General features: G+C 42.3%; 15 protein-coding genes and 2 tRNA genes. 11 read left to right on the top strand and 6 right to left on the bottom strand.

All coding sequences use genetic code 11. The features are described from left to right. Positions 1-25: 25 nt before the first annotated feature. Entirely contained in the window at positions 26-376 is a 351-nt protein-coding gene (locus FD12_RS10265; protein ID WP_054746516.1) for a hypothetical protein, read from the top strand. Here the strand turns inward: FD12_RS10265 and FD12_RS10260 are convergent. Beyond that, a complete protein-coding gene (locus FD12_RS10260; RefSeq protein WP_056982993.1) occupies positions 373-1,146 on the bottom strand; it encodes a Cof-type HAD-IIB family hydrolase in 774 nt (257 codons plus the stop codon). The genes FD12_RS10265 and FD12_RS10260 overlap by 4 nt on opposite strands. Positions 1,147-1,275: 129 nt before the next feature. Between FD12_RS10260 and FD12_RS10255 the strand changes: the two genes are divergently transcribed. The 4 genes from FD12_RS10255 to FD12_RS10240 are packed head-to-tail and all read left to right on the top strand — an operon-like array spanning position 1,276 to position 5,565. Then, complete coding sequence (locus FD12_RS10255; protein ID WP_056982991.1) at positions 1,276-1,974, top strand: cysteine peptidase family C39 domain-containing protein; 699 nt, start codon at positions 1,276-1,278, stop codon at positions 1,972-1,974. Between the two features lie 14 nt (positions 1,975-1,988). Then, positions 1,989-2,717, top strand: a complete 729-nt coding sequence (locus FD12_RS10250; RefSeq protein WP_054746517.1) for a response regulator transcription factor — start codon at positions 1,989-1,991, stop codon at positions 2,715-2,717. Then, positions 2,717-4,192 carry a sensor histidine kinase gene (locus FD12_RS10245; RefSeq protein WP_056982989.1) on the top strand — a complete coding sequence of 492 codons (1,476 nt, stop codon included), beginning with the start codon at positions 2,717-2,719 and terminating at the stop codon, positions 4,190-4,192. The genes FD12_RS10250 and FD12_RS10245 overlap by 1 nt, the downstream gene beginning before the upstream one ends. Before the next feature lie 38 nt (positions 4,193-4,230). Beyond that, positions 4,231-5,565: a glucose-6-phosphate isomerase gene (locus FD12_RS10240; protein ID WP_054746518.1), complete on the top strand. Its 1,335-nt coding sequence runs from the start codon at positions 4,231-4,233 to the stop codon at positions 5,563-5,565. 208 nt (positions 5,566-5,773) lie between these two features. On the opposite strand, the gene FD12_RS10235 is transcribed toward FD12_RS10240, so the two are convergent. Then, positions 5,774-5,847: transfer RNA gene (locus FD12_RS10235), tRNA-Glu, on the bottom strand. A gap of 121 nt (positions 5,848-5,968) precedes the next feature. Here FD12_RS10235 and FD12_RS10230 point away from each other — a divergent pair. After that, positions 5,969-6,040, top strand: a tRNA-Gln gene (locus FD12_RS10230). Positions 6,041-6,120: 80 nt separating this feature from the next. On the opposite strand, the gene FD12_RS10225 is transcribed toward FD12_RS10230, so the two are convergent. Then, a complete protein-coding gene (locus FD12_RS10225; protein WP_056982988.1) occupies positions 6,121-7,476 on the bottom strand; it encodes a matrixin family metalloprotease in 1,356 nt (451 codons plus the stop codon). A gap of 134 nt (positions 7,477-7,610) precedes the next feature. Next, on the bottom strand, positions 7,611-7,940 hold the full coding sequence (locus FD12_RS10220) for a hypothetical protein (RefSeq protein ID WP_054746521.1): 330 nt from the start codon (positions 7,938-7,940) through the stop codon (positions 7,611-7,613). A gap of 195 nt (positions 7,941-8,135) precedes the next feature. On the opposite strand from FD12_RS10220, the gene FD12_RS10215 reads away from it, so the two are divergent. After that, positions 8,136-9,143, top strand: a complete 1,008-nt coding sequence (locus FD12_RS10215; RefSeq protein ID WP_054746522.1) for a serine hydrolase domain-containing protein — start codon at positions 8,136-8,138, stop codon at positions 9,141-9,143. A 140-nt stretch (positions 9,144-9,283) separates the two neighbouring features. Here the strand turns inward: FD12_RS10215 and FD12_RS10210 are convergent, their stop codons facing one another. Next, positions 9,284-9,988, bottom strand: a complete 705-nt coding sequence (locus tag FD12_RS10210; protein WP_054746523.1) for a type 1 glutamine amidotransferase — start codon at positions 9,986-9,988, stop codon at positions 9,284-9,286. Next, positions 9,988-11,334 carry a Mur ligase family protein gene (locus FD12_RS10205; protein ID WP_056982986.1) on the bottom strand — a complete coding sequence of 449 codons (1,347 nt, stop codon included), beginning with the start codon at positions 11,332-11,334 and terminating at the stop codon, positions 9,988-9,990. Before FD12_RS10205 ends, FD12_RS10210 begins: the two co-directional genes overlap by 1 nt. A gap of 176 nt (positions 11,335-11,510) precedes the next feature. Here FD12_RS10205 and FD12_RS10200 point away from each other — a divergent pair, with 176 nt between their 5' ends. From FD12_RS10200 to FD12_RS10185, 4 genes are read left to right on the top strand one after another with little or no spacing between them, the layout of a single operon-like run. Next, on the top strand, positions 11,511-12,083 hold the full coding sequence (locus FD12_RS10200; RefSeq protein ID WP_054746524.1) for a thymidine kinase: 573 nt from the start codon (positions 11,511-11,513) through the stop codon (positions 12,081-12,083). A gap of 19 nt (positions 12,084-12,102) precedes the next feature. Beyond that, entirely contained in the window at positions 12,103-13,188 is a 1,086-nt protein-coding gene (prfA, locus tag FD12_RS10195) for a peptide chain release factor 1 (RefSeq protein WP_054746525.1), read from the top strand. Then, positions 13,181-14,035 carry a peptide chain release factor N(5)-glutamine methyltransferase gene (gene prmC, locus FD12_RS10190; protein WP_056982984.1) on the top strand — a complete coding sequence of 285 codons (855 nt, stop codon included), beginning with the start codon at positions 13,181-13,183 and terminating at the stop codon, positions 14,033-14,035. The genes prfA and prmC overlap by 8 nt, the downstream gene beginning before the upstream one ends. Before the next feature lie 10 nt (positions 14,036-14,045). Continuing rightward, positions 14,046-15,068, top strand: a complete 1,023-nt coding sequence (locus FD12_RS10185; RefSeq protein WP_056982982.1) for an L-threonylcarbamoyladenylate synthase — start codon at positions 14,046-14,048, stop codon at positions 15,066-15,068. Positions 15,069-15,089: the final 21 nt, after the last annotated feature.

The raw sequence follows: 15,089 nt of genomic DNA, 5'->3' as shown, positions 1-15,089 counted from the left end.
ATTGGTGTTTCTGGAGATTCCGACCATGACATTGCTGAAACGTGAGCTAAAAAGCAATAACCTGCATGCAAGCGCCGAACAAACCAAGTGTACTTCTCATGTATTCCTGTTTCTCTGGGCAACATTGCCGAAACGTGAGCTAAAAAGCAACAATCTGCATGTAAGCACCTTTTGCCAAATTCCAAATTCGGGAATTCAGCAAAAGGAGACTTACACTCCGATTGCTAAGCCCTTTTTAGCTCACTCTACAAAAATGGCGAGCCGCTTCGACCTTCTGAACGCTCTCGCGCCGATCGTTACGAACTCACCGTGGTTTGGCACCGCCTTGGAGTATAGCATGAAAAAGGTGACCGGTGCAAGTCATCGTTTTACTTAAAGTAAATCGTAGTGTTTCAATCCATTCACAATGCCGTGGTCAGAATTCTTGGTGGTAATATATTCAGCGTATTCTTTAACCCGGTCAAGCCCATTACCCATGACGACGGGATGATCCACATAGTCTAGCATTGGGATATCATTATTTCCATCCCCAAACGCATATGTTGGAATACCATCAAGGTTGGCATTCTTGATGAGTTCCTGGATACCCCGTTTTTTAGAGCTCCCTTTGGCAACAATATCCATACTAAATGGGGTATTCCTAAAGAAAGTAAGCGTGTCGCTGAATTTATTGATGTAGCGCTCGTCGGGGCCTTTTGTATTAATTAACATCATGACAATCTCATTATGTTCAATAAAGTCACTAACACCCAACGGAGGCTTACGAGAGTTGATAAAATGATAATTGCCCTCAACAATTTCGTTAATAAAATTAATTCGGGCATCTTGGCTATTCATAACCGTGGTTGCTTCGTCAAAACCTTGAGCGAAGTCGACAAAACTGTTCACAACGTTCTTTGGCAAGACAGCTTTGTACACCGGCTTGCCTTCAAAGATAACGTAACTACCGTTGGCTGAGACAACTGTGTCAATGCCGGTCTGCTTCATTGTCGTGGGAATCTCAAACAAGTTTCTGCCGGTTGAAATAACCGGTAAAACGTTATTTGCTTTCAGTTGGTGCATCGCGTCAGCAACTTCTTGATCTACTTTGGTTTGTTCATTATAAAGCGTATGATCCAAGTCAAAAAAGGCAATTCCTTTATACATAGGTTAAACCATCCTATTCTTAAGTAGTTTTGATAATCAAACATTACCATATTATGATAACAATCTGCTTAGTTTTCAAGCAAGTTTGTCATTTTATTGGTAAAATAGAATACATATGGGGTGAGATGATTGGAAAAAACGACTATTGCCAATGAGAAAACAAATCGATTCTTCGTTCGTTTGCGGAGAATTCCAGGAGAACACTGGTATTTAGCAACTAACACTGAAAAAAATGTGACGCTGGATGATCGGGTAAAAGTTCCCGATGATATCAAGGCACAAGATTTCTTGATTGACCAGATCAGTTTTTTTAACAAACAAATTTGGTATCATTTTACCCGGGATGATTTAGTCGGGTGGTTGCCAAAGCGCAATATCCGAAAAACTTTTAGAAGATTGGCGGTTCAACCGATTAAACAAGCAACTCAATCAGATATTGATAATGAGTGTGCAGCCGTTAAAATGTTATTGATGAGTGCTAATGCAGCCATTACTGATGATGCGCTCAAAGCAGCGGTTGAAAAATGGCGTCAACAGTCTGATAATTTAATTGATTTGAGTGAATTAATTATTTCTCAAACCCATTCAATTAGGGATCTTAGCCGGGTGAATTTTCGGCAGCTCAATAAACAATTGCTCAGAAGAAGGCCGGTTGTCATCAAAGTGGCCGGATTAGATAATTTAAAATCCAGCCTGATTGTTTTGACGGGCTTTAATCGAAAGTTGTACTACTATAATGATCCGTGGACCGGCCGACTAGAATCTATCTCCCAAAACCACTTGAGAAAGCATTGGAAACGCGGCAACTTAGAAGCAATCAGTTATTAGGGGTGGTAATTAAAATGAAATTATTGATGATTGAAGATAATAAGTCCGTTTCAGAAATGATGCAGATGTTTTTCCAAAAAGAAGGCTGGAATGTTTCCTTTGCATATGATGGTATTGAAGCCGTGAAGATGTTCAATGAGGATCCCGAAAGTTGGGATATGATCACATTGGATTTGAACTTGCCCAAAAAAGATGGGATGGAAGTCGCCAAAGAAATTCGAGCAAAGTCCCAAACAGTTCCAATTATCATGTTGACTGCCCGAGATTCTGATAGTGATCAAGTTCTTGGGTTCGAAATGGGTGCGGATGATTATGTCACCAAACCTTTTTCACCGATTACGTTGGTTGCTCGGATTAAAGCACTGCAGCGACGTGCGCATACTGAACAGCAGGCCGCAGTTGAAGATCAGCAAAGCGAAAATGACGCTTTTCAAATTACCACCAAACATTTCAAGTTGAACACCAATACGCGTGAAGCATATCTTGACGATAAATTAATCCCAGATTTAACGCCGAAGGAATTTGAACTTCTAAAAACCTTGGCTCAAAAGCCTCGCCAGGTATTTTCTCGAGAGCAGTTGCTGGAACTAGTTTGGGATTATGAATATTATGGCGATGAGCGGACAGTTGATGCCCATGTCAAGAAGCTCCGCCAAAAGATTGAACGGGTAGGGCCTCAAGTGATCCAAACTGTTTGGGGCGTTGGCTACAAATTTGACGATAGTGAAGTGGATAGTAAATAATGAAAATGATTTACCAGCAACTGATGGCGTTCTTTTTGGTGATTGCAATTACTATCGTTCTTCTGGGACTATCCTTTAGTAGAATGTCCAAAACATTTGTGTATGACAACACATGGAACAGCTTGGAAAAGTATTCTGACAGTTTGATTCAGCATTCATTAAAAGTGGATGGTAAACATAACGGTCGAGTGACTTTTAATTTAGACAAAATTAAGACGACGCAGTCCATTTTAGAGAATCAGTCTGTTCACTTTACGGTTTTCTCAGCTAAAAACCAAGTTGTTTATCCAGCTGATGGGATTTCACCACAGATTACCCAAAACGATTGGAAACACCTGAAAAAAGACCAGATTGTCCGAAAAGTGAATAATAAGAATTCAAAGCTCAAAAATGGGAAAACTCGACCAGCGATGATCGAAGTCGTCAAGCCATATTATTATAAGAAACGATTGGTGGCTGCTGTGACTGCTGGGGCGTTTATTTCCGACGTTAACTCCAACGTTGCCAGAATTAACCGTAATCTGTTAAAAGGACCCTTGGTAGCCTTGGTCATCTCAATGGTTATCAGTTTCTTTATTGCCCGGCGCTTAAATCGACGGATTGCGATGCTGAGAAGTGGCGCCAATCAAGTTTCCAACGGGAATTATAAGGTTAGACTGAAGCCTGGTGGTAAAGATGAAATTGGCGAGCTGATTAACGACTTTAATCACATGACCGCGTCACTCGAACGAGCGAATATCGAAATTCAACGGCAAGAGGAACGCCGCCAAGAGTTTTTGGCCGATGCTGCTCATGAAATGCGGACACCGTTAACGACTATTTCTGGGATTCTTGAAGGAATTAAGTATGATGTCATTCCTCAGGAGTCGCGAACAAAGAGTATCGAACTGATGAGCGAAGAAACCCAACGTTTGATTCGGTTGGTGAACGAAAACTTGGATTTTGAGAAGATCCGGTCGAATTCAATTCAGTTGGACAAACGGCACTTCAACGCAACCAAGGTCTTCCGTAACATTGTTGATCAGCTGACAAATAAGGCTCAAGAGTCTGGTGACAAGTTGATTTTAAATGCCCCGGATGACTTGCCGATCTATGCCGATTATGACCGGTTTGTTCAGATTGTTTTTAACATTGTGACCAACGGGATTCAGTTCACAAATAAGGGGACAATCACGATTACCGGTGAACGGGGATACAACGAGACAATTGTTAAAATTGCCGATACCGGTATCGGGATGACCCAAGATCAACAGAAGAATATTTTTGAACGGTACTACAAAGCTGATGCCTCGAGAAGAAGTGGCAAGTACGGCGAATCTGGTTTAGGATTAGCAATCGTTCATCAGCTGGTTAAGTCACATGGTGGTAAAATTTCAGTAGCATCCAAAAAAGGGAAGGGGTCGACATTTACGATTATTTTCCCTGACCAGACGGCTGCTGAAAAGAAAAAACACACGTCTGGGAGCAGTGATTAATTTGGTATCATAATTTATTAAAAAGGTGAGGTTTTACAATGTCTTATATTAAATTTGATAGCTCTAAACTTTCCAAGTTTGTCCATGAGAATGAATTACCTGAATTGCAAGCGATGGTCAATGCCGCAAACGACCAACTTCGTCAGGGAACGGGGGCCGGTAGTGACTTCCGCGATTGGTTGGAGCTGCCAACCAAGTACGATCATGAAGAAGTTGATCGGATTCAAAAGGACGCTAAAAAGATTCAAAGTGATTCAAAGTATCTCATCACTATCGGAATTGGCGGGTCATATTTAGGCGCCCAAATGGCCGTTAACTTTTTACACAAGAACTTTTATGAACGTAAAAATCAGGCTACTCAAGTTGAATTTGTTGGTAACTCTCTGAGTTCATCGTATATGAACGATTTACTGGAATTAGTTGGTGACGATGATTTCTCTATTAATATGATCTCTAAGTCTGGAACGACCACTGAATCAGCAATTGCTTTTCGGGTTTTCAAAGAAAAACTGATTGAAAAGTATGGAGAAAAAGAAGCCAATCAACGAATTTATGTAACGACCGATAAAGCTCATGGGGCATTGCGTCACGAAGCTGATGTGAATGGATGGGAGTCATTTATCATTCCAGATGGTGTTGGTGGCCGTTATTCTGTTTTGACGCCGGTTGGTTTGCTACCGATTGCCGTTTCAGGTGGTAACATTATTGATATCCTAAATGGGGCTGCCGATGCTCAAAATGAGTATACGGATCCTGATTTGAAGAAGAATGATGCGTATCGTTATGCGGCCTTGAGAAACATTTTGTATCGCAAAGGCTTCACAACGGAGATTCTTGAGAATTATGAACCCAATCTGCGGATGTTTGCCGAATGGTGGAAGCAACTTGCTGGTGAATCAGAAGGTAAAGACAATAAAGGGATTTATCCGTCATCAGCTAACTTTACGACCGATCTGCATTCATTTGGTCAATACATTCAAGAAGGTCTGCGTAACTTATTTGAAACTGTCGTTAAATTGGATTCGCCCGTTAGCGATGTCACAATTCCAAGCGCAGAGAAGGATCTTGACGGCTTGAAGTACCTAGAGGGTAAGGACCTTGATTGGGTTAATACAAAGGCCTATGAGGGCGTTGTATTGGCTCACACAGACGGTGGTGTGCCAGTGATGACTGTTCATCTGCCTGATGAGAGTGAATATTCCCTTGGTTACTTGATTTACTTCTTTGAGGTCGCCATTGCTATTTCTGGTTATTTGAATGGCATTAATCCATTTAATCAACCCGGTGTGGAAGCTTACAAGACTAATATGTTTGGCTTGCTGGGTAAACCTGGATTTGAAGAAATTGGGAAGAAATTGAATAAACGGCTTTAATCGAAAGGCACTGATGAGAAATCATTGGTGCTTTTTTAATTCGGGCAAAATCGGACATAAATCGGATATAGACTATCGATTCTCACAACCTGTCCGAAGTGTGACCGATCTTTTGTATATGAAACTTTTTGAGTGCATAAATATAGCCACCAAACATTGAATTATCAACGTTTGGTGGCTTCTCTGTACTTGCATATTCGACTATCTATCACCCGCACGGGGCTCGAACCCGTAACTCCGCCTTGAGAGGGCGACGTCTTAAACCAGTTTGACCAGCGGGCAATGCTATCAAACTCACTTAAATAGTTTATCTAAATTGGCGGGGTTTGTCAACTAAGAAAGAATAAATATAATGTTGACAAAAAGCCAAAAAATCGATAAACTATTTAGTTGTGATGTTCATTGGGTATTCGCCAAATGGTAAGGCAACGGACTCTGAATCCGTAATTTACTGGTTCGACCCCAGTATACCCAATAAGTGCTTTAGCTCGAATTTCATCTAAGCAGTATAAAATAACGCCAACCCAATTTGGGAAGGCGTTATTTTTATGCCGCTTACCAATAACCTAATAACTTGGTCAACTTTGCCCGGTTGATGTCTCGTGACGACAACTCGGCGGTTTCGTAAGACCTGGTTGCATCCGGATCCTTGGGCTCGGTCCAAGAGTACTTGACTGGACTGGGCGTTGATTCAGATTCGTTGTCTGTTGGGGCATACATGATATCGCTCTGATAGGGGGTGTGGTAAAGCCCTAACGCATGACCCAACTCATGGGTGATAACGGTTGTCCAATAATTTGTTTCCAAGCTTGCTGAGGAAGATTCTTGTTCAGCATTGTAGTCGTCTTTAATTTGCTGGCGAATTTGATCAAGTTGGGTATTGTAGTCATTCCGAATTTGTTGGTCGGTGATATGGTGATGATTCTTCAAATCATTTATTTGTTGAGTAATTTGATCTCGTTGGCTGTCGGAAGATGCATTGTTCAATTGTGAATTGAGCAGTTGCAGCTGGGTTTGATAATTTTCGCGGTTAGCTTTCAGCTCTGCATTCGTATTTGCAAGAAGTTGGCTGGCTTGATCAGAAAGTGCCTTGATCTTTTGTTGAAACGCTGGGCTGAGCGTATTCGCACTTACGTAAGACTGATCATTGAAATGGGTTTGATCCACTTGCACCGAGGTGCCGTTGAACAAACCATCCCAACCGGCCGCTGTGCCGTCACCAAATCCAACAGTCAGGGTGCTGTTAGATTTGCTGCCAATTGAAAATACGTCGGCTCCTAAAGCAGCATTCCATTTATCAATTGCTGAGTTGACGTTGCTTTGAAGGGCACTATCCTCAACGTAAATCGTTGCGTGATCGTGGAAAAAAACACCAGGAGCCGCAAAATTACCAACATTGTACTGCTTATTAAAAATCGTGGCATATTTACTGTAAACATCTTTGTTGAGACTTAACACCTGCTTGTCCGGTTGCAGATCCGGGGCAGCCGAGATGAGTTGGTTGAGCTTTGATTTAGAAATCAAATTTGTTTGTTTGTTGCTGGCTTTGGTTAAGTAGCCGCGCCAAACCCAGCCAGAGATTTTATGGTTAGCGGTATTTTTGGCATAGTAATAAACCCGATATTTGCCGTGAACTTTAACCTTCTGTTGATAGGTGACCGTAAATTGTTTGTGGGCATATTTTGATAACCGAAACTTCTCATGAGCGAGTTTGGCTGAGTACGCATACGATCGTTTTGACTTGATCCCTTTCATTTGATAGGTGGCCGCGGGTCGAACCTTATGGCGCCAAACGATTTTGACGCTCGTTTTTGCCTCGGCAGTCGTTGAATGGGTGCTCGTTGCCGCAAAACCCATTGTGAACAAGGTTGTCAATAGCATTGTTGAAATGAATTTAGTCCTGACTATCAATTTGATACCTCCTATTGTTAGATTAATACAGATTATTTTATCGCTCATCATAGCAAAAGCAATATACCAGTGTTGGAGGATGAGTGTGGCCATTGTTTTTGAGTAAAAAAATATCCGCTATTCGCGGACAGTGATTATTCAAACGACAGATCAACTAAAAACTTGTTTCGTTTCGCCAGGTGAGAAGTTGTAATCCATAACTCATGATAACTGGAATCTTTAACCCTGGTTTGATCATGGAAATAATCGAGCAGTTCGTTATTCATTGACATGAACTCTGGGGCCATTCGATTAACCATCAGTTTGTGGGATGGAAAATAAATTTCAGGGTTGCCCAGCTTAACGTCATCATCTAAATACATAACGATTGCATTGTCATACTGGCCAGGTTCGACGATCACCTTGTCAGGGTGGGCTTTGATATATGAAAGAACGTGGTAAAGTGTATCAGAATTGCTTGCCACAGTGGGGTGCCTCCAATTCGATTGGGATTTCTAATTCCATTGTATCAAATCTGATCGGTTCATGATGAATTTGTTTTGATTTTTTAAAGCCCTGCGTTGTTAACGGCATTTTCTGATATGATTGGGTTATTAAAGTTCGATCTGCCAGCTATTTCTAATTTAGAATGGCGAAATGGTCATGAAAGGATAATGTCGATGAAATACAACGAAACAATTGCGAAAATGCATCAATTTGTCGATGATCAAATTGTGCCCGGGGTCACCTATGGCATTATCAATCAACATTCAGTTCTTTCCAGCTACTTTGGTAATCAGGAGCTGATCCCCGAAACGCTCCCCTTGGAACAGGGCGAACTGTACGATTTGGCATCTTTAACTAAAGTGGTTGGGACTACCAATTTGATTGTCAGACTGTTGGCACTGGGAAAATTGTCATTAGACGATTCGTTGAGTCGGTATTTACCAGAATGGCAGTCACCCCAGGTTACGATTAGACACTTACTCACGCACACTTCGGATATTGTTGGGTACATTCCCAACCGCAATCAGTTACCGAAAGATGAACTCATTCCGGCATTATTGAATCTTAAGAGCGGGCCCGATATCGGCAAAGTCGTTCACTATCAGGATTACAATTTTATCTTCTTGGGGTGGATTGCATCAACAATTATGGGCGAGCCGGTGCAGCAATTGATTTCAGAATACGTTTTGCGACCTTTAGAATTACGACAAGCAACTTTTCATCCACAAAACCCACTAGAGGTCGTTCCAACTGAGAAATTACCTCATGAAGGGCTGTTAAGGGGAAGTGTCCATGATCCGAAAGCTCGGATATTAGGCGTTGATTGTGGATCAGCCGGGTTATTTGCAACGTTAACTGACTTGGTTCACTTTTCCAAATGGTTACTAGGTCAAATTAGTTACCCGGATTTCTTGTCAAATACGTGGCTGGATCAATTCTTCGTCGATCAAACCCCAGACCACACCAAGAACCGCTCGTTTGGGTGGATTTTACGTGAGTATAATGGTCATCCATATATTTTGCATACCGGCTTTACAGGGACGCTGATTGTGATTGATCGAACTGCCCAGCAGGCACTTGTGTTTCTATCAAATCGAGTTCATCCAAACGCCCTCAATAAGGCTTTTTTCCCATATCGCAGTGAGTTGATTCGGACATTCATCAGGGAAGCAAATGCATGACGCCGGGATTGCCGCTAACTGGGATTTAGAACGGTTCTTGCAATATCGATTACGAAAACAGGGGTTCATTACCGTAGCCCAAGATCAGGCTGTCGTAATGAACCCCTTATATTAATCACATCAGAATGTTTTTTCGGGTACTAGAATGTTTCGGTTACCTTCAACTGTTCCTGTTTGGAAATATCAGCATCCGGATACTTTCGTTTCAACGCATTAATCAAAACATGCTTCGCAATTTGATTGTTTCTGGCTAAGATTGGTCCGTGGAAGTAAGTGCAATAAACGTTCTTGTAGATCGCACCCTCGGTTTTATCCTGACCATTATTCCCATGGCCTTCCAATACTTTTCCGAGTGGCCGTTCACCTTTGCCTAGGAAGGTAATGCCTTGATGGTTTTCGAAGCCGTGGTATTGTTCACCGGTTTCTTCGTTTTCAATGACAACATTACCGATAAATCGATGATCTTTTTGTTTGTCTGTGTAATGGTCCAAAGCGCCAATTCCCAGCAGCTTTTCACCATTTGCGCCAATGTAGTAGTGTCCCAATAGTTGATAACCACCACAAATTGCGACAACTGAGCCATTATCCTCAATGAAGTCAGTCAGGCCGGCCTTCTTTGTTTGGATGTCTTTTGAAACAATTGACTGTTCAAAATCTTGACCACCGCCGAACACGATGATGTCATATTTGTCAGGATCAAATGCTTGATCCAAACTGATTACTTCGGAAGTGAGCTCAACGCCCATCTTTTCAGCTAAATAATTGAGTACCAGGATGTTTCCCAGATCGCCGTAAGTATTCATCAAGTCACCATATAGATGGCAAACATTCAGTGTATAAGCCATTAGTCAAGACCTCCTTTGATAAAACCTTTTGTGGCAAAGACTTTTCGCAAGTGCAGCATAGCCGTATAAGTGGCTAAAATATAGACTTTCTCGGTCGGGGCGTTTGGAATCATCTCAACGACCTTGTCCAAATCTGGTTCAACCAAGTGTTTAGCTGGATCTACTCCGGCAACTTGAAGCCGGTAGGTGATGTCTTTGTAGCGCTCGCCACCCGTGATGAATTGTTTGATGTTCATCTTGGGAAGTCGTTCGAAGTCGCCATCCCAAATCCAACTGGTATCAATTCCGTCTGCGTAATTGGCATTCAGTAGGCCAATAAACGTGAAAGGATCTTTATCAGTCGAAATCATGTCAATTACTTGATTTAAACCAACAGGATTTTTAACTAGGATTAAAGTCACTTTCTTGCCGTCAACGTCGATCTCTTCTTGGCGGCCAAAAATGCTTTTTCCTTGGTGGAAGGCCTGCTGGGTTTGAGCAGGGGTGACCCCCATGAACCGGCCGACCGTGTATGCGGCTAAGGCGTTATAGATGTTGTAGACTCCACCAATTTCAATTTTGATTGGCTCGCCATCGATTTCGAATTTTGACGACTTTGGGGTCAATTCCACAATTTTATTGAGCGCAAAGTTTAATTCCGGCCGTTGATACCCACAATTTGGGCAGAAATACTTACCCAAGTTTGAATAACTAATGTAGCGATAGTGCAAAATGTGTTGGCATTGGGGACAGAGCACACCATCAGTGTTTGGGGTCGCCTTGATGTCGCCCTCGGGCTGGTTAGCAAATCCATAATAGATCATGGGATTGGGGAGTTGTTTTGAATGGAAAATTGGGGCATCACCATTGGCGATAATCGTGGCGTTCGGCGCCAACGCAACCCCGTTTAAAATCTTTTGGTAAGTCGTGTAGATTTCACCATAACGATCCATTTGGTCCCTGAAAATATTGGTGAAGACGAATGCTTTTGGTTTAATGTATTTCGTTACCATGATCACGTTGGCTTCATCAACCTCTAGAACTGCCAGCGGGCGCTTGTTTTTAGTCCGGGGCGCATGAAGAAAGGTCGTGATAATTCCCTGTTCCATGTTTGATCCAGTCGGATTAGTCAGAATGTTTTCATACTTTTCCTTGAGAACTTGAACAGTCAAAGCAGTGGTTAGTGTTTTGCCGTTGGTTCCCGTGATGACAATCACGTCGTAATTTCGAGCAAGATTTTGTAAAATATTTGGATCAATTTTTTTGGTGATTTTTCCAGGAAACGAACTGCCACCCTTTAAGAACGTGTGTAAGAACCAGTAAGAAGACTTGCCGGCTGCAGTTGCAATTGAACTTTTCAATGACATAAGATTTACTCCTTAAACTAAGTACATATCGTACTAATCAAAGACTAAGTTTATCATACGGATGGCGGTTTGAACACGGTTTGGCTCTTTGTGGCCGAAAATTTTGAATAATATCGATATTCAAAGGGAATTTCTGTATAATGGAATAGAAGCTTTCAAGGAAAAAGGTGGAAATATTGGCTCAATTATTTTATCGTTATGGTGCTATGAATAGCGGCAAAACGATCGAAATCATTAAAGTTGCTCACAATTATGAGGAGCAAAATAAAAGTGTTATTATTATGACTAGTGCCTTGGACACACGTGAGAAACAGGGGATGATTGAATCTCGAATTGGCCTGGAACGAAAAGCGGATCCGATTTCTGAAAAGACAAATATTTTCGAACGGGTTCAAGAACTCGATCCCCATGCCAGTTGTGTCCTAATTGACGAAGCCCAATTTCTAACAAAGAAGCATGTGTTTCAATTGGCGGAAATTGTTGACGAATTGAATATACCAGTCATTGCATTTGGCCTCAAGAACGACTTTCAGAACCATTTGTTTGAAGGATCCGAATACTTACTGCTATATGCAGATAAGATAGAAGAAATGAAGACAATTTGCTGGTTCTGCGGCAAAAAGGCCATTATGAATCTCAGATTTCACGATGGTAAGCCTGTGTATGAAGGTGAACAAATTCAAATGGGTGGTAACGAATCGTACTATCCAGTGTGCCGAAAGCACTATTACAATCCACCGATTAAGTAACAAAGTGAGGAATTATTAAATGGATGAAATTTTCGACAAATTACAAGCTGTAGTTGATCGTTATGATGAACTGAATGAATTGATCAGTGACCCTGAAGTGATTGCGGATACCCAAAAGTTCATGAAACTATCAAAAGAAGAGGCAGATCTGCGGGACACCGTAGCGGCCTTTAAGAAGTATCAAAAAGTGACGGGTCAATTAAACGACGACAAAGAGATGCTTCGAGAAAAGATCGATGATCCTGACCTGGAATCAATGGTTAAAGATGAAATTTCCGATTACACAGAACAAAAGGAAAAGCTTGAGAGTGAATTAAAGGTTATGCTGCTTCCAAAGGACCCGAACGATGATAAGAACATCATCATGGAGATCCATGGAGCCGCTGGTGGGGATGAAGCCAGCTTATTTGCAGCCGATTTGTTTAGCATGTATTCCAAGTATGCTGAGCGCCAGGGTTGGCAAGTTGAAGTGGTTGATAAGAACGAAACCGAGGTCGGGGGATTTAAAGAAATCGCCTTGATGATTACCGGCGACAAGGTTTATTCAAAGCTGAAGTACGAAAATGGTGCTCACCGAGTTCAACGGGTGCCAGTGACTGAATCAGCCGGCCGAGTTCATACTTCCACCGCGACTGTTGGGGTGATGCCTGAAGAAGAGGACGTTGATATTGATATTGACCCTAAAGATATTCGAGTGGATGTTTATCGTTCATCGGGTGCTGGTGGTCAGCATATCAACAAGACGTCGTCTGCGGTTCGAATGACCCATTTGCCAACCGGAATTGTCGTTGCCATGCAAGACGAGCGTTCGCAACAGCAGAACCGTGCTAAGGCAATGAAAATTTTGAAAGCCCGGGTTTACGACTATTATTCACAACAAGAACAGGATCAATATAACGCCGAGCGAAAATCTGCTGTGGGAACGGGTGACCGCTCTGAACGAATTCGGACTTATAATTATCCTCAAAACCGGGTAACCGATCATCGAATTGGACTGACCCTTAACAAATTGGATCGAATCATGAATGGTGAACTTGGTGAAATCATTGACGCGTTAATTTTGTCTGATCAAGCCAAGAAACTTGAGAATTTGACCAATGAATAATTCAAATAATGTGACTTATTTTGAAGCCCGGAAATGGGCTTCTTTTCGTGTTAAAGGGACTTCAAATATTGATATGTACGATGTGGATTTCATTCTTCGCCATCGCGCACATTTATCTGCGACCCAATTGTTAATTAATTATCAGCACAAAATGCCAAATGATCTGTGGCAAACGTTCCAAGAGGATATCAGTCAACTGATTGCTGGAATGCCACCTCAATATATTGTTGGCCAGGCAGACTTTTACGGACTCACGCTCACAGTTAGCCCAGCAGTACTGATTCCCCGAGTTGAAACTGAAGAGTTGGTCGACTGGATTTTAGCCGAAACTCAGCAGGAATCTGGTCAACTTTCTGTGTTGGATATTGGAACTGGAAGTGGGGCGATTGCCCTTGCACTTAAAAAGCAACGATCCCAGTGGCAAATGACTGCTAGCGATATCTCCAACGCTGCATTGCAAGTTGCCAAAAGCAATGCTGATCAGTTGAACTTAAAGGTGAAATTTATCAACAGTGATGTGTTTGAGCAGATTGATTCACAATTTGACGTGATCGTCTCAAACCCACCGTATATTTCCCACAGTGAAACCAATTATATGGATCAAAGTGTCATCCATAATGAGCCGGATTTGGCTTTGTATGCTGAGGAAAACGGTTTGGCAATTTATAAACGGATCGCTGCCGGTGCTGCCGCCCATCTAAAGCCAGGTGGCCGACTCTTTGTCGAGATCGGGTTTCACCAAGAGTCTGCAGTGGTCGCTATTTTTTCTAAAGCAATGCCAACCGCGACAATTAGTGTTAAGCATGATGTAACCGGGCATCAGCGAATGGTTCAAGTAAAGAAATGAGGTTAATAAAATGAAAACTTTAATATTGAACGGCAATCAATTGGACACTGCCGCCAAAATCATTCAGCAAGGTGAATTGGTCGCTTTTCCAACCGAAACGGTATATGGGTTGGGAGCAGATGCAACCAATGAATCAGCTGTTAAAAAAGTTTATCAGGCAAAAGGCCGCCCGAGCGACAACCCGTTGATTGTGACTGTGTCAAGTGTTTCAATGGTGGAAACTTATGTGGCTAGTTTTAGTGATGATGCCAAAAAGCTGATTAAACAATTCTGGCCAGGTTCTTTGACAATGATTTTTAAGCTCAAGCCTCACGCCCTTTCTAAAACGGTGACGGGTGGTCTTGACACTGCAGCTTTCCGTTTTCCAAATAATCAACTCACCTTGGATTTGATCACCAAAGCGGGGGTGCCAATCGTTGGCCCTTCAGCCAATACTTCCGGCAAGCCAAGCCCAACAACTGCCCAGCATGTTTATCATGATTTGAACGGCAAAATTGCAGCTATTTTGGATGATGGCCCAACAACGGTCGGAGTTGAGTCAACCGTGCTGGACATGTCAGTTGACACGCCATCAATTTTACGACCAGGGGCGGTCACCAAAGAAGATATTGAAGCGGTGATTCAGCGACCGGTAATGGATGAATTGCATCATGTGGGCATGAGCCAGACGCCTAAAGCACCTGGGATGAAATATAAGCATTATGCCCCTGATGCTCAGGTCTATATCGTGGACCCGGACGATAACTGGCAGGAGGTTGCCGACTGGATTGGTGCCCATCAGCAGCCAGTCGGTGTGATGGCGTTCAATGATGTGATCAATTCGATTGATTGGCCAAAAAACACCGACGTCATTTCGCTAGGGGACGACGCAAAATCCGCTGCCCATGATCTTTTTGCAGAGTTGAGAGATTTTGATAATCACAAACAATATAAAATTGTATTTGCGCAAGGCCTTAAACCAACTGGGATTGCGGAGGCTTACATGAACCGATTGAATAAATCAGCTGGGCAAATGCATTTTAAGCAGTTATAATCAATCTGTACCACAATAAAA

The sequence above is a fragment of the Lentilactobacillus rapi DSM 19907 = JCM 15042 genome, from assembly GCF_001436255.1.
GTDB classification, from domain to species: Bacteria; Bacillota; Bacilli; order Lactobacillales; family Lactobacillaceae; genus Lentilactobacillus; species Lentilactobacillus rapi.
This window is presented reverse-complemented; position numbering and strand designations above follow the sequence as displayed.

Coding starts and splice junctions, on each gene's coding strand:
- FD12_RS10215 (WP_054746522.1), top strand. CDS start 8,136: ATGAAATACAACGAAACAATTGCGAAAATGCATCAATTTGTCGATGAT.
- FD12_RS10245 (WP_056982989.1), top strand. CDS start 2,717: ATGAAAATGATTTACCAGCAACTGATGGCGTTCTTTTTGGTGATTGCA.
- FD12_RS10185 (WP_056982982.1), top strand. CDS start 14,046: ATGAAAACTTTAATATTGAACGGCAATCAATTGGACACTGCCGCCAAA.
- FD12_RS10210 (WP_054746523.1), bottom strand. CDS start 9,988: ATGGCTTATACACTGAATGTTTGCCATCTATATGGTGACTTGATGAAT.
- prfA (WP_054746525.1), top strand. CDS start 12,103: ATGGATGAAATTTTCGACAAATTACAAGCTGTAGTTGATCGTTATGAT.
- FD12_RS10260 (WP_056982993.1), bottom strand. CDS start 1,146: ATGTATAAAGGAATTGCCTTTTTTGACTTGGATCATACGCTTTATAAT.
- prmC (WP_056982984.1), top strand. CDS start 13,181: ATGAATAATTCAAATAATGTGACTTATTTTGAAGCCCGGAAATGGGCT.
- FD12_RS10205 (WP_056982986.1), bottom strand. CDS start 11,334: ATGTCATTGAAAAGTTCAATTGCAACTGCAGCCGGCAAGTCTTCTTAC.
- FD12_RS10265 (WP_054746516.1), top strand. CDS start 26: ATGACATTGCTGAAACGTGAGCTAAAAAGCAATAACCTGCATGCAAGC.
- FD12_RS10250 (WP_054746517.1), top strand. CDS start 1,989: ATGAAATTATTGATGATTGAAGATAATAAGTCCGTTTCAGAAATGATG.
- FD12_RS10240 (WP_054746518.1), top strand. CDS start 4,231: ATGTCTTATATTAAATTTGATAGCTCTAAACTTTCCAAGTTTGTCCAT.